This is a genomic window from Marinilabiliales bacterium, from assembly GCA_007695015.1.
Classification (GTDB): domain Bacteria; phylum Bacteroidota; class Bacteroidia; order Bacteroidales; family PUMT01; genus PXAP01.
In genome coordinates this window covers 35,887-55,585 of sequence record REEN01000046.1, presented here as the reverse complement: position 1 = coordinate 55,585, position 19,699 = coordinate 35,887, and the positions used below count along the sequence as shown (strand labels likewise).

Here is a 19,699-nt window from a genome sequence, read left to right as displayed (position 1 = left end):
CCCATAATATTATGCAAAATGGTTGACCGGGAATAAGCAACCTTTCAGGCACCGGATTTTTTAATCCTGGCTGCGGTATTTTCAGTCAATTGAATTAAATTAGCCGGTCAACCATTATGTTTAAAAAATTGCAGCCATGACACTGATAAGATCAATATCGGGTATCCGGGGCACTATAGGCGGCTCACCGGGTGAGGGACTTACTCCGCAGGATATTGTAATGTACACTTCGGCATGGGGCAGCTGGCTGATGAGACAGGAAAGGAAAAAGCGGTACAGGGCGGTCATTGGGCGGGATGCCAGGATATCGGGAGAGATGGTAAACCACCTGGTTTGCGGAACCCTCATGGGGATGGGCATTGATGTGACGGATCTGGGGCCGGCAACCACACCGACAGTCGAGATGGCAGTGAAGTTTGAAGAGGCTGACGGGGGCATAATACTCACTGCGAGCCATAACCCGGCGCACTGGAATGCATTGAAGCTTCTTAACAACCGCGGTGAGTTTCTTTCGGCGGCAGATGGTGAACTTCTCCTTGAAATTGCCAGCTCCGGGTCTTTTAACTATGCTGAGGTATATGAGCTGGGAAATTACAGGGTTGAAACCGGATATACCCGAAGGCACATTGAAGAGATACTGAATCTGCCGCTGGTGGACAGGGAAGCGATCAGGGCAGGAAACTTCAAGGTTGCAGTTGACTGCATCAATTCTGTCGGCGGAACTGCAGTGCCCCAGCTTCTTGAAACCCTTGGGGTAAAAGAGATCATAAAACTGCATTGTGAGCCGGACGGTAATTTTGCACACAATCCGGAGCCCCTGCCTGCGAATCTTATTGAACTTTCAGAGAAAGTAGTCGCGGCAAAAGCTGACCTTGGATTTGCAGTTGACCCTGATGTCGACAGGCTGGCTATTGTAAACGAAGACGGCACGATGTTCGGAGAGGAATACACGCTGGTTGCAGTGGCTGACTATGTCCTGCAAAACACACCGGGCAACACGGTATCAAACCTCTCCTCAACAATGGCCCTTAAGGATATTACCGGAAAGCACGGTGGGGTTTACAGTGCCTCGGCAGTGGGTGAGGTGAACGTTGTGGAGGAGATGAAGCGGACCCGTGCAGTAATTGGCGGAGAGGGTAACGGAGGCGTTATCTATCCTCCGCTCCATTACGGGCGTGACGCCCTGGCAGGCATTGCCCTGTTCCTCTCCCATCTTGCCAGGTCGGGCAGCTCATGCAGCGAACTAAGAAAATTGTACCCTGATTACCACCTGGTAAAAAACCGGATCGAGCTTTCAGAAAACATCGATACCGGAAAGATACTTTCCGACATTAAGACAATTTATTCAGATCACCCCGTAAATGATGCCGACGGTGTAAGGATAGATTTTCCCGAAGGATGGGTACACCTGCGTAAATCCAATACAGAACCGATCATAAGGATCTATTCGGAGGCAGAAACGGAGGAGAAGGCAGTGATGCTGGCTGACAGGATCGCCGGCCATATCAGATAGTGTCTGCAACCATTAACATTCCTTAACAATAATCCGTTCAGGCCGGATTAAACCATTGCGGACTCAGCAGGTCCAACAGGTTCAGATGACAGATTCCATGTTCAGATGGATACTCTGTACATAATGTGCGGGGTTAAAAAAAGTTAAGTTCGAACTTTTGGAGCTGTTTTTTTGTTTCTTTGGTAGATTTTAAAATTCACAGCTGAAAAAACCGTTAATACTTATAATCAATAGTTTTTATATAATTCATTCTCCAATGAAGAAAAACGTAATAATCACAACTTCCATAATAGGCGCGATGGTGCTGGGTGTAATAATATATGCCATAGCAGGGGACAAGGAAAATATCGCAATGCTGGAAGTACCGGTCATGAAGGGCAGGTTTGAGGTTCTGGTTACCGTTACAGGAGAGCTGCAGGCTGAACGTTCTGAACAGATAATGGGACCACCCGAGCTCAGGAGCCGGAACCTCCGGATAGGCAATATCAGGATACAGGACCTGATCCCTGAGGGAACCGTGGTTGATTCGGGCGATTATGTTGCACTTCTTGACCGGTCAGAATCTGACAATACCCTCAAGGATATGGAAGATGCCCTTGAGAGGGCCGAGGCCCAGTTTACAAGGACACAGCTGGATACCACCATCACCCTGAGCAACCTGCGAGACGAACTGATCAACCTGCATTACACGGTTGAGGAAAGAAGACTTACGCTTGAGCAGTCGAAGTTTGAGCCTCCTGCCACCATCAGGCAGGCGGAGATAAACCTTGACAGGGCAGAGAGGGGCCTGGAGCAGGCAAAACAGAATTACCAGCTCAGGATACAGCAGGCAAGGGAAGATATGAACGAGGCATCTATCAACCTGGCCCAACAGAGAAGGAGGTACCAGGAGATGCTTGATGTGCTTGAAAAGTTTGAGATCCGGGCTCCCAAATCGGGAATGGTCATCTATCACCGCGAATGGAGCGGCCAGCGGCGTACCGTGGGGTCAAACATAAGTCCCTGGGACCTTACAGTGGCAACCCTGCCCGACCTCTCATCAATGCTCTCAAGAACATATGTTAATGAGATTGACGTAAGCAAGGTAAGGGCAGGTCAAAGGGTCAGGGTCGGTGTCGACGCCTTCCCCGAAAGGGCATATACGGGAGAAATTATCTCCGTGGCAAATGTTGGAGAGCAGTTGCCCAATACCGATGCCAGGGTTTTTGAAGTACTTATAAGAATTAATGAATATGACCCGATACTGAGGCCGGCAATGACCACCAGTAATATTATAATAACGCAGACTTTTGATGACGTCCATTATATACCGCTTGAGGCGATAAACCTGTCCGACAGCATTCCCATCGTGTATAAGAGGGACGGCACAAAACAGATAGTTGTACTGGGAAGCGCAAACGAAAACCATGTTATCGTTGAGCACGGGCTGACTGAAAATGAAAGAATTTATCTGACCATACCTGAAAACCCCGACAGGTACAGACTGGTTGGAGAAGACCTTATAGCTGTGATTCAAGAAAAAAGGGAGCGTCAGAGGGAAGAAGAACAGGCCAGGAGGCAGGAAGAGGAGCGGGTACTGCGCGAACGTGAGAACCGCATGAGGCAGATGCGCCAGCCGGGTGCTGGGGCTGCCGGAGCAGGTGCCGGCATGCAGACGACCAGACCAGGTAACTGATAAATAAACAGTGTTATGAGGAAATATTTTCACGATGTAGTCATTGCCATGGAGTCCATCCTGGCCAACAAGCTGAAGTCAGTGCTCACTGCGCTGGGAATAATTTTCGGCGTGGCATCGGTTATCACTATGCTGGCAATAGGCAACGGAGCTCAGCAGGAGATCCTCGAGCAGATCAAGATGGTGGGGGTAAACAACATAATGATAACACCCATAGTTCAGGAAACAGGCGATTCGGATGAAGAAAACGGTAACGGGCAGAGGGAAAGAGGGAGGTTCAGCAGGGGACTTACATTGCTCGATGCGGAAGCTATTAAGACTACAATCCCGTCAGTAACCCGTATGAGTCCGGAAATAGCCCTCAATTCACATGCCGTATACGGAGGTAAAAGAGAGCAGGCCAAGCTTATCGGGGTATCCAGCGACTATTTTGAACTGTTCAACCTTCCGTTGGAATCGGGTACGGTTTTCAATGAGCACCAGGAAGAGAATGGCCTTGCCGTTGCAGTTATAGGCGCAAATATCAAGACCCGTTTCTTTCCCGATGTCAACCCTATAGGCAAATACATCAAGTTCGGACATGTATGGCTCCAGGTGATTGGGGTAATAGAACGCACCAACGTATCTGTTTCAGCCTTTGAGAATGTCGGTATTAACGTGTACAATGACAATATCTACATCCCTACCAAGACCATGCTCATGCGGTACAACAACCGTGGCATTGTCAGGCGCGACGCGGCGAGGTCGGGAGTAAACATTATGGGCGGGGGAAGGGGATTCATGCAGATAAGAAGCATGGTAAGCACCAATCCGTCGCAGAACACCTCATCGAACTACCACCAGCTTGACAAGATAGTGGTACAGGTGGAAGAGACAGAGCAGCTCTCCCCCACTGCCGAACTGATTGGCAGAATGCTGCTCAGGAGACATTCTGAAGTGAAGGATTTTGAAGTGACTGTTCCCGAACTGCTTCTGAAACAACAGCAGCGGACACGGGAAATATTCAACATTGTGCTTGGAGCGATTGCCAGCATCTCACTTATTGTGGGAGGGATAGGCATTATGAATATAATGTTCGCATCGGTAATGGAACGGATCAAGGAGATAGGGACCAGGCAGGCAATTGGTGCCACCAGGATAGATATAATCGTGCAGTTCCTTTCAGAGGCTGTATTGATAAGTGTGTCAGGAGGCCTGATCGGGGTTATCCTGGGAATTATCCTCTCCAACCTTATCACCCGTTTTGCCGATATACTGACGATCGTATCATTCAGTTCAGTCCTGATAGCATTCTTCGTCTCAGCATCAGTGGGGGTCATATTCGGGTACTCACCTGCAAAAAGGGCCGCGGAGAAAGATCCTATTGAATCGCTACGTTATGAATAGTCTTTAAAAATCCATATCTTCAACCATAACTGATCCACATGCAAAGGAATAATCTATCCAACACAGGTATTTTGATCCTAATCCTGTCATTAAGCCTTCATTTAACTTCTGTACACGGACAACAGAGAGTTCTGCACCTCACCCTTGATGAGGTTGTAGGGATTGCCAGGGAACAGTCGCCCCAGGCAATACTGGCGCAGCACAGGTTCAGGGCCAGCTACTGGCAGCACAGGACATACCAGGCAGAGTTCCTGCCAAACCTGAACCTCCGGGGAACACTTCCTGACTTCAACCGGTCAATAACCACCTATACACTACCAGACGGGAGTGACAGGTTTATTGAGAGGAACATCATAAACTCCCTCGCAAGCCTCTCCCTCAACCAGAACATAGGGCTTACCGGCGGTCAGATATTCATGTCCTCTGAATTGCAGAGAGTTGACAACCTCGACATTGACTCGAGTTCGTACAGGACCACGCCCGTGAACATCGGCTTCAGGCAATCACTGTCGGGCTACAACGCATTCAGGTGGCAAAGGCGTATTGAGCCATTGCGCTTTGAAGAGGCCAAAAGGAATTATGTGAGCGCAATTGAAGGAGTATCCTTTCAGGCAGTCAACCTGTTCTTTGACCTTGCGCTGGCTCAGGTGAACCTCGAGATTGCAGAGCTGAATTATTCAAACACCGACACCCTTTACCGTATAGCACAGGGAAGGTACAACATCGGAACTATTCCCGAGAACCAGCTTCTGCAGATGGAGCTCAGCTACCTGAATGCAGGGACTGCGCTCAACGAGGCAATACTTGACCTGGAGGTCAGGAGGTTCAGGCTCCGTTCATTCCTTGGTTATAACGAGACAGTCGATATAGAGCTACTGATAGATCCATATGTTCCGGTATTCAGGCCCGACCTCAACAAGGCGCTGAACGAGGCCCTGACAAATAACCCCGATGTGATCCAGTTTGAGCGGCAGTTGATTGAAGCTGACAGGGACGTGGCCCGGGCAAGGTCTGAAAGGGGATTTAATGCCGACCTGTTTGCGGTGTACGGACTAACGAGCAGTGCCCCGGAGTTTGCCGACGCCTATAAAGACCCGCAGGTCTCTCAGAGGCTCCAGGTAGGTTTGCAAATACCCATTGTGGATTGGGGACTGGGACGGGGAAGGTACAGGATGGCACAATCAAGCCAGGAGGTGATACGGACACAGGTAGAGCAGGCAAGGATCGACTTTGAACAGAACGTATATCTCGAGGTAATGCAGTTCACTATGCAGTATGACCAGCTTGAAATTGCAGCCAAGGCAGATACTATAGCAAAGAAAAGGTTTGACGTCACACGGGAGAGGTTCCTGATAGGTCGGATTGATGTGCGCGATTTGAACGATGCCATCAGGGAACAGGATATCGCGCGAAGGGGATATATATCGGCGCTGCGTAACTACTGGAGGTACTATTATAACCTGCGCAGGCTCACGCTTTATGACTTTGAGCGCGACATGAAACTTACCGAGGACTTTGATGATCTTATACTCTGATAACAGGTGATGAACAAATCAGGTCGGCAAAAAATCCTCCCCTGCAATTTATGGGAGGATTTTTTTATTTTTATCCCATTGAACCAAACAGCTGAAAACGTGTTACTCTAATAAACAAGATACCATGAAGATAACAGTTATCGGAGCAGGGAACGTGGGCGCTACATGCGCCAATGTAATAGCTCACAAGGCTCTTGCAAACCAGATCGTTCTGGTTGATGTAAAACCCGGGTTTGCCGAAGGAAAGGCCCTCGATATGTGGCAGACAGCTCCCGTGAATATTTTCGACACCAGGATAATAGGCGTTACCAACGACTACCTTGCAACCAAAGGGTCGGAAATCATAATAATCACCTCGGGAGTTCCCCGTAAACCGGGAATGAGCAGGGACGACCTCATCGCAACCAATGCAAAGATTGTCAAGGAGGTGACAGAAAAGGCCATCAGGTACTCGCCCGATGCCGTAATCATAGTCGTCTCCAATCCGCTTGATGTAATGACCTACGCAGCTTACCTTGCCGCCAACAAGCATCACAGCAAGGTCTTCGGAATGGCAGGCATACTCGATGCCGCCAGGTACAAATCGTTCGTAGCCGAAATTCTTGACACTTCCCCCCGTGATGTCCAGGCGCTTCTTCTGGGTGGCCACGGCGATACCATGGTCCCCCTTCCCAGGTACACATCGGTATCGGGCATACCCATATCCCAGCTGCTCAACGAAGATGAGATAGACAGAATAGTTGAGAAGACAAGGCAGGGAGGCGGTGACCTTGTGAAACTGATAGGCACATCGGCATGGTATGCCCCGGGTGCCGCTGTTGCCCTGATGGTTGAAGCCATAGTGCACGATCAGCACCGGATCTTTTCCATATGTGCATACCTGAACGGGGAATATGGTTTCAGGGACATCTACCTGGGCGTGCCTGTAAAGCTTGGAAGGAAGGGTGTTGAGGAGGTGATTGAGATAGAGCTGGACAAGAATGAGAAGAAACTGCTCAATGATTCCGCAAATGCGGTGCGCGACCTCATGAAGACACTTGATGACATGAACCTTTTCTGAACCGGGGCCCCGTCCTGTCCTGAAGGTTATTCCGTCAATAAATGCAGTTGCCGGAATAATAAAAAAGCAATTGTAATGTTTTAGCCATAAGGGTTATTTGGTTAAGGTTTAACTGCAGGGTTTACAAAAAAAAATGATATATTTGCGCCACGAATTACAGGAGCTGTAAACTATCATAATTCATAAACCTATACAGAAATGCAGAACAAAGGAGCAGTAAAGCTGCTGGCAATTGCTTTGGCTCTGGTAAGTATTTACCAGTTGTCTTTTACGTATATAACCTACAAGGTTGAGAGGGAGGCCGCAGCTTATGCGCAGGGTGATCCCGCCAGGGAAGAGGCATACCTGGACTCAATGATGAGGGAGGTTGTATACAATTTTCTTGGAATCAGGCAATACACATACAGGGAAGCCAAGGAAAGAGAGATAAACCTGGGACTGGACCTCAGGGGTGGCATGAACGTGACTCTGGAGGTATCCAGCTATGAGATCATACGTGCACTGTCAAATTACAGTACAGACCCCACTTTCGTCGAAGCACTAAATCTTGCCCGTGAATGGTCAAGAACCAGCACCGATGATTTCATAACCCTGTTTGGCCGTGCATTTGAGACAGTCGACCCCAATGCCCAGCTTGCTGCAATATTCAGCACAGTTGAACTGCGCGACAGGGTAAGCTACAACTCGACCAACCAGGAGGTCATGAGCGTCATCAGGCGGGAATCTGAAAGGGCCATTGATAACTCATTCAATATACTCCGCAGCCGTATCGACCGTTTTGGTGTTGCCCAGCCGAATATCCAGAGACTGGAGACACACGGCCGCATACTGGTTGAACTTCCAGGTGTAAAGGAGCCCGAAAGGGTGAGGTCACTGCTCCAGGGAACAGCCAACCTTGAATTCTGGGAAACCTACGAAAACTCCGAAATTTACCCGTTCCTGCTGCAGGCAAACGAACGGATAAAGGAGATTGAGGAGGCCAGGAGGGCACTCTCGCAGCAGGAAGAAGATCCTGTTGAAGAGGAAGACGATCTGCTTGTCCCCGATCAGGATCTCACACCTGCCGATCAGCTCGTAACTGACGAGGAGTCGCTGCTCGACCTGCTTGATCAGGATACACTTGATCCTGACCGTGACATTTCTGTTGACCAGATGATGGTGGATTTTCCACTTTTCAGTATTCTCAATCCGAGTACGACGCCTGACGGGCAGCTGATGCCGGGTTCGTCAATTGGTATTGCCGATTACCGTGATACCACCAGGGTAAATAATTACCTCAACATGCCCCAGGTAAGGCAGCTTTTCCCCCGTGACGTCCGTTTCTACTGGGGTGTCAAACCGCCAAGATGGGACGCTACCGAAGCATACTACGAACTGCATGCCATCAAGGTAACAAGCCGTGACGGCCGCCCGCCACTGGACGGCGACGTAATTACCGACGCGAGAGTTGAGTTCGGCCAGGCCCAGGCAACGGCCGAAGTCACCATGGCCATGAACGCCGAGGGCGCCAGGATATGGGCCAGGCTGACAAGGGACAATATCGGCCGTTGCATAGCTATTGTGCTGGATGACTATGTTTACTCAGCCCCAAGGGTTAACCAGGAAATTACCGGCGGCAGATCACAGATTACAGGTGATTTTTCAATTACCGAAGCCCAGGACCTTGCCAATGTGCTCAGATCAGGGGCTCTGCCTGCGCCTGCAAGGATCATACAGGAAGCGATCGTTGGTCCGACACTGGGCCAGGAGGCTGTCAGGGCGGGACTTAGCTCATTCATCATCGCATTCCTGGTGGTACTGCTATACATGGTAATCTATTACAGCCGCAAAGCGGGGATTGTTGCCGACATAGCACTGATCGTAAACGTGTTCTTCATCATGGGTGTGCTGGCATCGCTGGGCGCCACATTAACGCTGCCTGGCATAGCCGGTATTGTGCTCACAATAGGCATGTCGGTAGATGCCAACGTGCTTATATTTGAAAGGATAAGAGAGGAGATTAAGGCGGGGAAGGGACTGCGGCTGGCAGTATCTGACGGTTACAAGAACGCTTACTCAGCAATAATCGATGCCAACGTCACAACGCTGCTAACCGGAATTATCCTATACATTTTCGGTACCGGCCCCATACAGGGCTTTGCCACTACCCTCGTGATAGGTATCTGTACCTCGCTCTTCTCTGCCATATTCATCACCAGGCTTATCTTCCTTTGGTTCCTTGACAGGAACAAAACCTTGAGTTTTGCCACTAAACTTACCGAGAATGCCTTTAAGAATGTTCATATAAAATTCATAGAAAAGCGCAAGATATTCTATGCCATCTCAGGTATTATCATAATCATCGGCATCGGGTCGCTGTTTACAAGGGGGCTGAGCCAGGGAATTGACTTTACAGGCGGCAGGACCTATATAGTCCGTTTCGAGGAAAATGTCAGCACCCTCGACATACAGAACTCCCTCTTTGATGTGTTCGGCGAGGGAACATCGGTGATCACTTTCGGAGGGGAGAACCAGATCAGGGTATCCACAAATTACAGGATAGACGAAATTGATCCCGAGGTGGACGAGGAGGTAGAGCAGTTGCTTTACCAGGGCCTTCAGCCGTTCCTGGATGAGGACGTCTCACTGGAAAGGTTCATGAGCGACTACCGGCAAAGCTCCGAAAAGGTAGGGCCGGCCGTTGCACAGGATATAAAGGTTCAGGCCGTTTACGCCATTGTCTTTGCCCTTGTGATCATGTTCCTTTATATGTTCATCCGCTTCAAGAACTGGCAGTTCGGACTTGGTGCAATAGCGGCTGTTGGCCACGATGTTATGATAGTTCTCAGTATATTCAGCCTGCTGCACGGGATAATGCCATTTTCCCTGGAAATAGACCAGGCCTTTATAGCGGCCATCCTTACCGTGGTGGGATACTCTATAAATGATACCGTTGTCGTGTTTGACCGTATCAGGGAGTTCTTCAAGCTTTACCCGAAACGTGAAAGGAGCACGGTGTACAATCTCGCACTGAACAGCACACTGAGCCGTACATTCAGCACCTCGCTGAGCACCTTCTTCGTGCTGCTTTCAATATTCCTGTTCGGAGGAGAGGTTATTCGCGGGTTTATCTTTGCATTGCTGATAGGTGTAATAGTCGGTACCTACTCATCTCTGTTCATTGCTACTCCTGTTGTATATGACTCTATCGGCAAACTCGGGAAAATGAAACAAAAGCAACAAAAATCAAAATGATAATGGGCACAATGCTGTTCATAAGCGGCTCGGAGGTATTCATCGTACTGGTTGTGGTGCTGCTTCTCTTTGGATCCAAGAAGATACCCGAACTTGCTAAGGGACTTGGAAAAGGCATGAGGGAGTTCAAAAGGGCCACCGAGGACATTAAACGGGAGATCAACGAAAGTACTTCCGGCATCCGTGAAACCGCCGGTGAAATCCGCAGGGATTTTGACCAGATGAAAGGCAAGCTTGAAGAGGAGGCAACTGATATCCGTGAAACCACAGAGGAGATCCGTAAAGATGTCGACCAGGTCAAAGAAAAGGTAGAAAACGGATCAGGAGCAGAAGAAACCTCCGGTAAGAAAGGTGCCGGCAAACCCGGAAGTTCAGGCACACCTTACAGTCCGTATGACCCATATGGCCTCTCCGGGGATGAAGCTGCCGGGACCAGCGTGGCGGGAGCTGGTGCGGCCGGAGGCGATGCGGTTAAAGACAGTGCTGCCGGAGACGATACGGCTAAAGATGGCGTGGCCGGAGCCGGTGCTGCCGGAGCAGGAAAAACGGGCGCGAAAGAATCCCTGAAACCGGGATCTGAAAAAACAGAATCGGTGAAACCCGGGACAAAAGCTGCCGGAACGGTAAAGGCCGGGAAGTCCCCGGGAAAAGAATCCGGACCTGAGAAAGCCGAAGCGAAAAAGAGTGCAGTGAAAGAGCCCGGGGCCGAAAAATCCGGCAAACCCATTGGAAAAGAAACAAAACCAGGGAAAGCCGGGACAAAAAAAGCAGTCGGGAAAGAAGATCAAGACCCCGGGCAGTTAAAACCCGGACCTAAAAACCCCGGCGCGAAAAAAGCTGAAAAATCCGGGTCAGGAAAATCCCGTGCAGAAAAGAAAAAACCCGGATCAGAGAGCGGACGGCCAGGGAAGGAGAAGGGCAAAACCGGGAACTGATGGAAGGAACTGGCAGCCTGGCACTCCGGGCTGCTTACTAACCGACACCAGATGGATTATTTTTACCTGATCCTTGGCTTTACCGTACTCCTTATAAGCGGCGACCTGCTTGTAAAGAGCGGCGTGGCACTGTCAGCGCACATGCGTATCTCAACACTGGTTATCGGGGTCACCGTTGTGTCGCTGGGTACATCGGCTCCCGAACTTGTTGTCAGCATAGGAGCAATCCTTAAAAACCATCCCGATATAGCCGTAGGAAACGTTGTCGGCTCAAACATTTCCAATATCGCACTTGTGCTGGGGCTCACAGCAATCATTATCTCCATTCCTGTAAATAAAAATTCAGTAAGGTTTGACTGGCCATACATGATGTTTGCCAGTCTTCTCTTTACGCTGTTCGTCATGAACGGAAGGCTCTCCTTTATCGAAGGAGCCGTTTCGCTGGTGCTTCTTGCAGGGTTCATATTCTTTTCGGTCAGGCAGTCCCGTATCGACCTTGAAAAAACCGGACATGTATTCTCCAGGGCTGGTTTTTCAGTAAAGCTGTCATTGCTGCTGCTGGTAATATCATCGGCAGGATTGTATTTCGGAGCCTCGTGGCTTGTTGACGGGGCAGAATCAGTTGCACACCGCTTCGGTGTCAGCGAACGGGTAATATCCGTTACAATAATTGCATTCGGAACCAGCGTACCTGAGCTGGCCACATCAGTTATGGCTGCATTAAAGAAACAACTCGATATATCAATAGGAAACATAATCGGATCAAACATATTCAACCTCCTGGGCATCCTGGGTATTACCAGTATGATAAAAACAATTCCTGTCAGTGCCGAAATGAGGTTTGATGTTATCTGGATGCTGGCAATATCGCTGCTGCTGCTGATATTCATGCTTCCCTACGGAAGGGCGTCCCTCGGCCGGTGGAAAGGAACATGCCTGTTAGTGACATACATTCTCTATATTTACATCGTCTTCAAATTTTAAATAAAGGTTTCGAAAGAGCCGGGATATTTCACTTCTGATGATAAAAGCAGAAAAGATCACAAAAAGCTACGGAGCGTTACAAGTTTTAAAGGGTATTGACCTGGGCGTAAAGAAAGGAGAGGTCATTTCAATTGTGGGAGCCAGCGGTGCAGGAAAAACAACATTCCTGCAGATTGCCGGGACCCTTGGTAAGCCCGACAGCGGAAGGGTCATCATTAACGGGACCGATTACAGGACCCTTGGAGACAAAGATCTGGCCAGATTCAGAAATAAAAATATCGGGTTTGTATTTCAGTTCCACCATCTGCTGCCTGAGTTCACGGCTTTTGAAAATATCTGCATACCGGCTTATATAGCCAGGCTTCCGGTTGACGTGGCAGAAGAAAAGGCCATGAAACTGATCAAATTCCTGGGTCTTGATGACCGTACCGGTCACAAGCCCAAAGAGCTGTCAGGAGGTGAACAGCAGAGGGTGGCCGTTGCAAGGGCGCTTATTAACGATCCGGCAGTGATACTGGCAGATGAACCATCAGGTAATCTTGATTCCAAAAATAAAAATGAGTTGCACCGGCTATTCTTTTCATTACGCGACAAATTCGGACAGACCATCGTTATTGTAACCCATGACCCTGAACTGGCAGGGATGGCTGACAGGTGCCTTACGATGCATGACGGGAAGATTGTGGATGAGAAAATAAGATAAACGGCACAACAGAAAAGAAACAGTTGATGACCAGCCCTGAAGAAAGAGAACTTAAAGAATTCCTCGAAGAGAAAACCAGGCAATATAATCAGGCTGATTTTATAGAGACAGACCCGGTAAGCATACCGCACTCCTTCACATGCGAATATGACATCGAGATTTCGGCCCTGCTCGCCGCCACAATTGCCTGGGGCCAGCGAAAGACCATAATCAGGAACGCAAGGCAGATGATGGAACTCATGGGCAACAGACCCCACGATTTCATTATGAATTACTCCGAAAGTGATCTTTTACCACTGATGAATTTCAGGCACAGGACTTTCAATGGTGAGGACCTTGTGTTCTTTGTCCGTGCCCTGAATAACATATACAGCAACCATGGGGGACTTAAAAAGGTATTTACATCACAATATGCTGAGGGAGGTTCGGTATTTGATGCGATTTGTGGATTCAGGGACCTTTTCCTTTCCGTTCCCGGGCCGCGGAGGACCTCAAAACACATCTCAAACCCGGAGGCCGGTTCGCCGGCAAAAAGGATCAACATGTTCCTGAGGTGGATGGTCAGAAGAGACAGTAACGGGGTTGATTTCGGGATATGGAAAGATATGGACCAGAAGGCCCTGCGCATACCACTTGATGTACACACAGGTAACATATCCAGAAAACTATCGCTGCTGAAAAGGAAGCAGAATGACTGGAAGGCTGTTGAGGAGCTTACAGGCGTGCTGAGGAATTTTGACCCTGCCGACCCGGTTAAATATGATTTTGCGTTATTCGGACTTGGTGTTTTTGAAAAATTCTGACTGGCATGGAGCAAAATAGTTTCCGGTTTAAGAAGTTTAGCATCAGCCATGACAGGTGCGCAATGAAGGTAGGAACCGACGGCGTCCTTCTGGGTGCATGGTGTACCGCTGAAGGTGCGGGAAGAGTATTGGATATCGGAACAGGAAGCGGACTGATCGCGATAATGCTGGCGCAGAGAAATCCCGGGTGTCTCATTGAGGGAGTCGAGATTGACGTGCCCTCATTCAGCCAGGCAACTGAAAACGCAGCATACTGTCCGTGGAACGACAGAATAAAAATACACAATGCATGTTTCAATGATTTTCACAAAAGTTGCACACATGTTTATGACCTGATAGTGTCAAACCCCCCGTTCTTTCTGAAATCCCTGGGCAGTCCCCTCCCCTCGCGAACAACCGCCAGGCATGCCCTTTCCCTCTCACCGGCAAACCTGATAAACGGTGTGACCAAACTCCTGTCGCCCAAAGGTATATTCAGCGTAATACTTCCGGTTGCCGAAGCAGGGCTGTTTACAGGTGAGGCTGTTAAAAGCAACCTTTTCACCAGAAGGATCACAGAGGTTCTTCCCAATCCCGGCAAACCGCCAAAAAGGCTGTTGCTGGAGTTTACCCGGCAACAGGGAACTGTCCAGAAGTCAGAATTGACACTTGAGATGGACAGAAGGCATCAATACTCTGATGAATTTAAAAGGCTGACTGAGGAATTTTATCTGTATTTCCTGATGTAACACCGGCATTGACGGCAATGTATTACATACATTAAGCAAGGTTGATGTTAAAAAACATACCTGTTACGGACCGTATATGACACTAATCATGAAAGCAATAACCAATTCACGCTATATTGGATATTTTATAACATCCGGGGCTGAAGTCCCCGAAAAATCATAAGATCATGGACAAGGTTCTGATACTGGGAGCAGGGATGGTGGTAAAGCCAATAGTAAAATACCTGCTCGACAAAAATTATAAAGTCACCGTGGCAACACGCACAAGATCCAAGGCTGAAGCAATGATCGGCAGTCACCCCGGCGGATCGGCAATAGGCTGGACTGTAGATGATGAAGCCGGCCTTGACAGGATGATCAGTGGCCATGATATTACGGTAAGCCTGCTGCCCTGGGCCTGGCATCCGCTGGTTGCGCGCTACTGTATCAGGCACGGCAAACATCTTGTCACCACTTCATATGTCAAGCCGGAGATGAAGGCCCTTGACATGGAGGCAAGGAACGCCGGAATTATCATACTCAATGAACTGGGACTTGATCCGGGCATCGACCATATGTCGGCCATGCGGATAATTGACAAAGTACATGACAACGGAGGCAAGATAGAGGGTTTTTACTCAATATGCGGAGCGTTGCCTGCTCCTGAAGCGGCAGACAATCCCTTTATGTATAAATTCTCCTGGAGTCCGAAAGGTGTCGTCATGGCCGGCAACAACGACGGATGCTTCCTCAGGAACGGTGCTGTTGTGAATGTGCCAACCGAAGAGCTTTTCAGGAACCCGCTGAAAATTGATTTTCCGGGTGTCGGGCAGCTTGAGGTTTATCCTAACCGGGATTCGCTGCCATATATTGGCCTGTACGGGATACCGGAAACAAAAACGATGTTCCGGGGAACATTCCGCCACCCGGGATGGTGCGAAATCATGGATGCCATGAAGCAACTGGGGTTGTTGTCGGTTGAAAAACGGGACTATTCGGGCATGACATACGCCCGGTTCCTGGCAATTACGGCGGGGGTGGAACAGGAAGGCAACATCAGGGAAGCGATTGCCGGTTACCTGAAAACAGGTGCAGAAGGCCTGCCGGTGACTGCATTGCAATGGCTTGGATTGTTTGATGACAAGCCAATGGAAAGAGCTGTTGACTCCCCGTTCGGGATCGTTTCCGACATGATGATCGGTAGAATGATGCTTGATGAAAATGAAAGGGATATGGTTGCCATGCAGCACATTTTCCTTGCATCATATAACGGAGGGAAGAAGGAAGTTATAAAATCGACAATGCTTGATTACGGCTCCCCTGCAACCGACACCTCGGTCGCACGCACTGTTGCGCTGCCCGCAGCAATAGGCGTTGAAATGATACTTGAAGGTTCAATAAATGCGAGGGGGGTTCAAATTCCTGTAATTCCGGAAATATATGAGCCAATACTTAACCGCCTGGAGGATATGGGAATTAGCCTGGCAGAGGAGTACGGTTTGCCTGAAAGTGAATTTATAGGTGATTGACAACATTGTTCCTCAGGGAAAACCACCGTTCGCCCGGAAGCAGACTATCTCTTCACCACCCTCTCAACAAATATTTCTTCTCCGGCGACTATCCTGATCATATATAAGCCGGAAGGCCATTCACTTCCCATTGTGAAGATGAGTACCCCTTTCTCCTTGTTCATTCCATAGTTAGCAGTAATCCTGCCGGTAAGATCAATTACCTCCACCATGACCTCACCTGTATAGTGACTTTTGAACCGGACAGTGAGGTAGTCACTCACCGGATTTGGATAGATAACAAGCTCCTCCTGGCCGGGAAGGATCTCCTCAACTTTGACCACAAGCGTCTCAGAAAACCTGTTACATTGGTCATCAGTAAGCAGCACCCTGATCTCTCCGGTGTATTCGGCCATGTCAAGTGATCTCCTGGTTGCGCCCGGGATAGGAAGTCCGTCATTATACCACTGGTAATTGGGTGCAGTTTCCCGGGAAAGGAACCTCTTCATCTGGTTGTCAATCACGATCTCATTTTCAGGCAGGGTGTTCTCGATTATGGATATTTCACGCTCAGCAGTTGTCTTACCACCATTGTCGGAAATGGTCATGGTTACCCCGTAGGTTCCTGGTGCCCCATAGGTGTAGACCGGATTAATAAAGTTTGAGGTGTCACCAGAAGCCGCTTCATCGCCGAAGCTCCAGAACCAGCTCCCCGGACTTCCGTCGCTTCTGTCTGCAAAACGTGTTTGGGCATGTGCACAGGGGAACTCCACATCAAATCGGGCAAAAAGAATATCCTCACATGGTCCCGGAATCCAGCCTGAGGTTTCGCCCGAAAGCCGGCTGTTGGTCCCTGATCCGAAAACGGCCAGGCCACCGGCTGTTACATTGCTTATATCAAGGTGATCAAAACAAAACTTGACATATTCATCATGTATAATACCAGCCGGTTCCTCAGAGAGGGAGTGGATCAGAACCGGATTCTCCGGCGTTGACACAACCTCAAACCCGTCAAACACCTGGGAACTGCCACCTGCCAGATAGGTTGCTGAACCCGGGTAAAGGATCATGTCAGCTACAGAGTTGCTCCCCGTTAACCTTGTCTCTGCCCGGTTAACAAGACGGCCGGCCCGGTTATCTCCTTCAATTGCCAGGATCCCTTTAAGGACCTCAATGTTGTCCAGCACCACTCCCGGGACAGATAAGCGAACCTGGCTGTCATCCTCCTCCAGATTGATCATTATGCTTATATCCTCTGGATAAACCTCGAAAAGACCTTCTTCAATGACAAAGCTTTCAGTCAAATACAACCGGCTACCGGAAATATCCATCGACCCCGGAAATTCACCAGCTGCTGACAGATTTGCCACGTAAATCTCTTTGAACGAAAGATCAAGGTTGCCCGTCCTGACCAACAGGCTTTCGGCACGCAGATCGCTGAGCAGTTTCCAGTTTCCTGCAGGATTGTCAAAAACCATGGGCAAAGGCTGGCCTAAGTTTCTGCCGGTATTGATGATGCCTGAATCCCCCCTGAAAATAAAATCACCGCCATTACCTGCCAGTCCAATATTCCCTGAAATCACCATATCCCCGTTTATCTCAACGTCATTCCCTGCCATATCGATCCTGTACCCTCCCCTTGTCAGCCAGTAGAATGACCTGCATGCCACATCGGTTTCCAGCTTGATAACATGATCGGTGCTTTTAAAGGAATTCTCATCAAATACCACATTGATTGTATCGTTGGGAACAATACCTGCAGGCTCTCCGCCGGAAACGAGTGACCAGTTTTCCGGATCACCCCAGTTTCCGTCACCTCCGGTCCAGTAAAGATTTGTCTGGTCAACAGGCTGGCCCAGGGAGGCAGAAAATATGAGTGAAAAGTTCTGCCTTCCTCCCCTGAACTCTCCTTTGTGAGATACTGTCACTGTATATCTTCTTGGTTCAGGATTCTCGATCAGCAATTTTTCGACATTGTCCCTGAAATTATCACCTCTTTCAGCAGGTTTTTCCGGATCGTCAGGATCAAGAACCCATGGCTTGTAAACATTACCAGTTTCATCGGTTATCCTTATATCCAGGTCATGTACAAGCATTAAATCGGGAGGATTGATCTTATCAGTAAACGGGGGGGCTCCAGGCAGATCGGTCCATGATATTGTTGCAACTATATCAGCTTCACCATCTGAATGGAAGTCAAATTTGTACACATCACCATCATTGAGAGTAAGCTCACGGATAAACGTAGAAACACCGTCCTCTTTGGCAACTAATTCTGCTGCCGCCTGAGTGTTGAGCATACCCCACCCGAAACTGTAATCAGGGCCCCTGTTTTTTCCGGCTTGGTGCGCTGTATGTATTACCAGCCCCTTTAGTGTGGCCGCCCTCATATGACGGCCGTTGTTCCTGTGATACAGCTGCTGAAGAAGGAGAAGAGATCCCGACACGACAGGGGCCGACATCGATGTCCCGCTTGAAAAACCATACCTGTCTTCAGGCAGTGTTGAATAGAGCGCTTGTCCGGGTGCCACGATATCGGGTTTGACCCGCCCGTCGTCAGATGGTCCCCAACTGCTGAAGGAGGTCATCCTGACATCCGACGGCTTCTCATATCCGCCGGGGATCTTGTCTACTGCACCTACTGCAAGCACATTTTTCGAAATTGCCTCGGGACCGATGCAGTCAAACGGCCCGTTGGGCTCTCTTGTCCCGTCTCCGTCACCACCCCTTGAATTTCCGGCCGACCACACCATCAGAAGCTCCGGCGCCTTGTAGGCCAGTTCATCGAGGGCACGGCTCTGTGACCTGGTATAGAATCCGAACCTGTAATCTTCATCGGCGTCGGGAGAACCGTTCCATACCCATTCACCATCTTCCCGGGTCCAGCCAAGCTTTAACCCGTATGAATGGTTTGATACCAGGAGTCCTTCAGCAGCAGCCCGTGTAAGCTCAGTGAGCTGGTTGTTCCAGTCATAGCTCCATATCTCCGCCTCCCATGCCATTCCCCGGACACCGGTATTTAGTCCCGCAGCAGCAATGGTCCCCGTCACATGGGTGGCATGGTGGTCAGGATCGGTAAAACTGTCCCTGGGAATGATTCTGCCTGCGAACTCCTTATGGGAGGTGTCGGCTATCCCTGCATCCCATACTCCGGCAAAGTACCCCTGGCCCGTCACATCAAGTCCCCGTTCCCCTTCCGGATACAGGAGGTCTGTCCCAACAGAAACTGCAGAAACTGCATTGAAGGTGGTGTGAAAGACTGGCAGTCCGCTTTCATCAATATACTGCAGCTCAACCACCCTCCCGTCATCAAGCAGTCTTCGTACCGGCACCTCATTGGCAGCAGCCCATTCGAGCGCCCCGGCCCTTCGCTCCAGGTATTCTGCATTATGCCTGACCGATAACTGTTCCAGTGTTTGTGGTGCAGCAGGCTGCAATATATCCACACCCTGTGCCGCTGAATGCACGGGCAAAAATAAAAGGATCAATACGGTAATGGCTATATACATTGTTCTCAATTTGCCGGAACCCGGTCCGGCAACCCCGCGGGACCTTATCCTCCAACTCTCATTAACAGTTACTCCCGCTAAAATGTTCAAACGGAAAAAGAACCTCTTTTAGTTTCAATAATAAAAAAAATCCGGGACAATGCCCGG

12 protein-coding genes and 1 pseudogene are annotated in these 19,699 nt (G+C 49.4%); 12 read left to right on the top strand and 1 reads right to left on the bottom strand.

The annotated features are described in order from the left end of the window. Nucleotides 1-136: 136 nt before the first annotated feature. The 12 genes and pseudogenes from glmM (at nucleotide 137) to EA408_05025 (ending at nucleotide 16,064) form a co-directional block, all read left to right on the top strand. Nucleotides 137-1,513, top strand: a complete 1,377-nt coding sequence (gene glmM, locus EA408_05080) for a phosphoglucosamine mutase (protein ID TVR73353.1) — start codon at nucleotides 137-139, stop codon at nucleotides 1,511-1,513. Nucleotides 1,514-1,769: 256 nt separating this feature from the next. After that, entirely contained in the window at nucleotides 1,770-3,188 is a 1,419-nt protein-coding gene (locus EA408_05075) for an HlyD family efflux transporter periplasmic adaptor subunit (protein ID TVR73352.1), read from the top strand. A gap of 48 nt (nucleotides 3,189-3,236) precedes the next feature. Next, nucleotides 3,237-4,574, top strand: coding sequence for an FtsX-like permease family protein (locus tag EA408_05070; GenBank protein ID TVR73369.1), 1,338 nt, complete (start codon nucleotides 3,237-3,239; stop codon nucleotides 4,572-4,574). Nucleotides 4,575-4,612: 38 nt separating this feature from the next. Then, nucleotides 4,613-6,109, top strand: a complete 1,497-nt coding sequence (locus EA408_05065; protein ID TVR73351.1) for a TolC family protein — start codon at nucleotides 4,613-4,615, stop codon at nucleotides 6,107-6,109. A 124-nt stretch (nucleotides 6,110-6,233) separates the two neighbouring features. Beyond that, on the top strand, nucleotides 6,234-7,169 hold the full coding sequence (gene mdh, locus EA408_05060; protein TVR73350.1) for a malate dehydrogenase: 936 nt from the start codon (nucleotides 6,234-6,236) through the stop codon (nucleotides 7,167-7,169). A gap of 198 nt (nucleotides 7,170-7,367) precedes the next feature. After that, complete coding sequence (locus EA408_05055; protein TVR73349.1) at nucleotides 7,368-10,403, top strand: protein translocase subunit SecDF; 3,036 nt, start codon at nucleotides 7,368-7,370, stop codon at nucleotides 10,401-10,403. A 2-nt stretch (nucleotides 10,404-10,405) separates the two neighbouring features. Beyond that, nucleotides 10,406-10,642 (top strand): annotated as a pseudogene (gene tatA / locus EA408_05050) (twin-arginine translocase TatA/TatE family subunit). Between the two features lie 747 nt (nucleotides 10,643-11,389). Further along, on the top strand, nucleotides 11,390-12,322 hold the full coding sequence (locus EA408_05045) for a sodium:calcium antiporter (protein TVR73348.1): 933 nt from the start codon (nucleotides 11,390-11,392) through the stop codon (nucleotides 12,320-12,322). 37 nt (nucleotides 12,323-12,359) lie between these two features. Further along, nucleotides 12,360-13,025 (top strand): ABC transporter ATP-binding protein, encoded by a 666-nt coding sequence (locus EA408_05040; GenBank protein ID TVR73347.1) that lies wholly within the window; start codon nucleotides 12,360-12,362, stop codon nucleotides 13,023-13,025. A 26-nt stretch (nucleotides 13,026-13,051) separates the two neighbouring features. Then, a complete protein-coding gene (locus EA408_05035; GenBank protein ID TVR73346.1) occupies nucleotides 13,052-13,828 on the top strand; it encodes a TIGR02757 family protein in 777 nt (258 codons plus the stop codon). 5 nt (nucleotides 13,829-13,833) lie between these two features. Continuing rightward, nucleotides 13,834-14,556 (top strand): methyltransferase domain-containing protein, encoded by a 723-nt coding sequence (locus EA408_05030; protein ID TVR73345.1) that lies wholly within the window; start codon nucleotides 13,834-13,836, stop codon nucleotides 14,554-14,556. A 167-nt stretch (nucleotides 14,557-14,723) separates the two neighbouring features. Next, nucleotides 14,724-16,064, top strand: a complete 1,341-nt coding sequence (locus tag EA408_05025; protein ID TVR73344.1) for a saccharopine dehydrogenase — start codon at nucleotides 14,724-14,726, stop codon at nucleotides 16,062-16,064. A gap of 44 nt (nucleotides 16,065-16,108) precedes the next feature. Here EA408_05025 and EA408_05020 read toward each other — a convergent pair whose 3' ends face one another. Beyond that, the gene (locus EA408_05020; protein TVR73343.1) at nucleotides 16,109-19,552 is read right to left on the bottom strand and encodes a T9SS C-terminal target domain-containing protein; all 3,444 of its coding nucleotides are present in this window, start codon (nucleotides 19,550-19,552) and stop codon (nucleotides 16,109-16,111) included. Nucleotides 19,553-19,699 lie beyond the last annotated feature (147 nt).

Coding starts and splice junctions, on each gene's coding strand:
- glmM (TVR73353.1), top strand. CDS start 137: ATGACACTGATAAGATCAATATCGGGTATCCGGGGCACTATAGGCGGC.
- EA408_05075 (TVR73352.1), top strand. CDS start 1,770: ATGAAGAAAAACGTAATAATCACAACTTCCATAATAGGCGCGATGGTG.
- EA408_05070 (TVR73369.1), top strand. CDS start 3,237: ATGGAGTCCATCCTGGCCAACAAGCTGAAGTCAGTGCTCACTGCGCTG.
- EA408_05065 (TVR73351.1), top strand. CDS start 4,613: ATGCAAAGGAATAATCTATCCAACACAGGTATTTTGATCCTAATCCTG.
- mdh (TVR73350.1), top strand. CDS start 6,234: ATGAAGATAACAGTTATCGGAGCAGGGAACGTGGGCGCTACATGCGCC.
- EA408_05055 (TVR73349.1), top strand. CDS start 7,368: ATGCAGAACAAAGGAGCAGTAAAGCTGCTGGCAATTGCTTTGGCTCTG.
- EA408_05045 (TVR73348.1), top strand. CDS start 11,390: ATGGATTATTTTTACCTGATCCTTGGCTTTACCGTACTCCTTATAAGC.
- EA408_05040 (TVR73347.1), top strand. CDS start 12,360: ATGATAAAAGCAGAAAAGATCACAAAAAGCTACGGAGCGTTACAAGTT.
- EA408_05035 (TVR73346.1), top strand. CDS start 13,052: ATGACCAGCCCTGAAGAAAGAGAACTTAAAGAATTCCTCGAAGAGAAA.
- EA408_05030 (TVR73345.1), top strand. CDS start 13,834: ATGGAGCAAAATAGTTTCCGGTTTAAGAAGTTTAGCATCAGCCATGAC.
- EA408_05025 (TVR73344.1), top strand. CDS start 14,724: ATGGACAAGGTTCTGATACTGGGAGCAGGGATGGTGGTAAAGCCAATA.
- EA408_05020 (TVR73343.1), bottom strand. CDS start 19,552: ATGTATATAGCCATTACCGTATTGATCCTTTTATTTTTGCCCGTGCAT.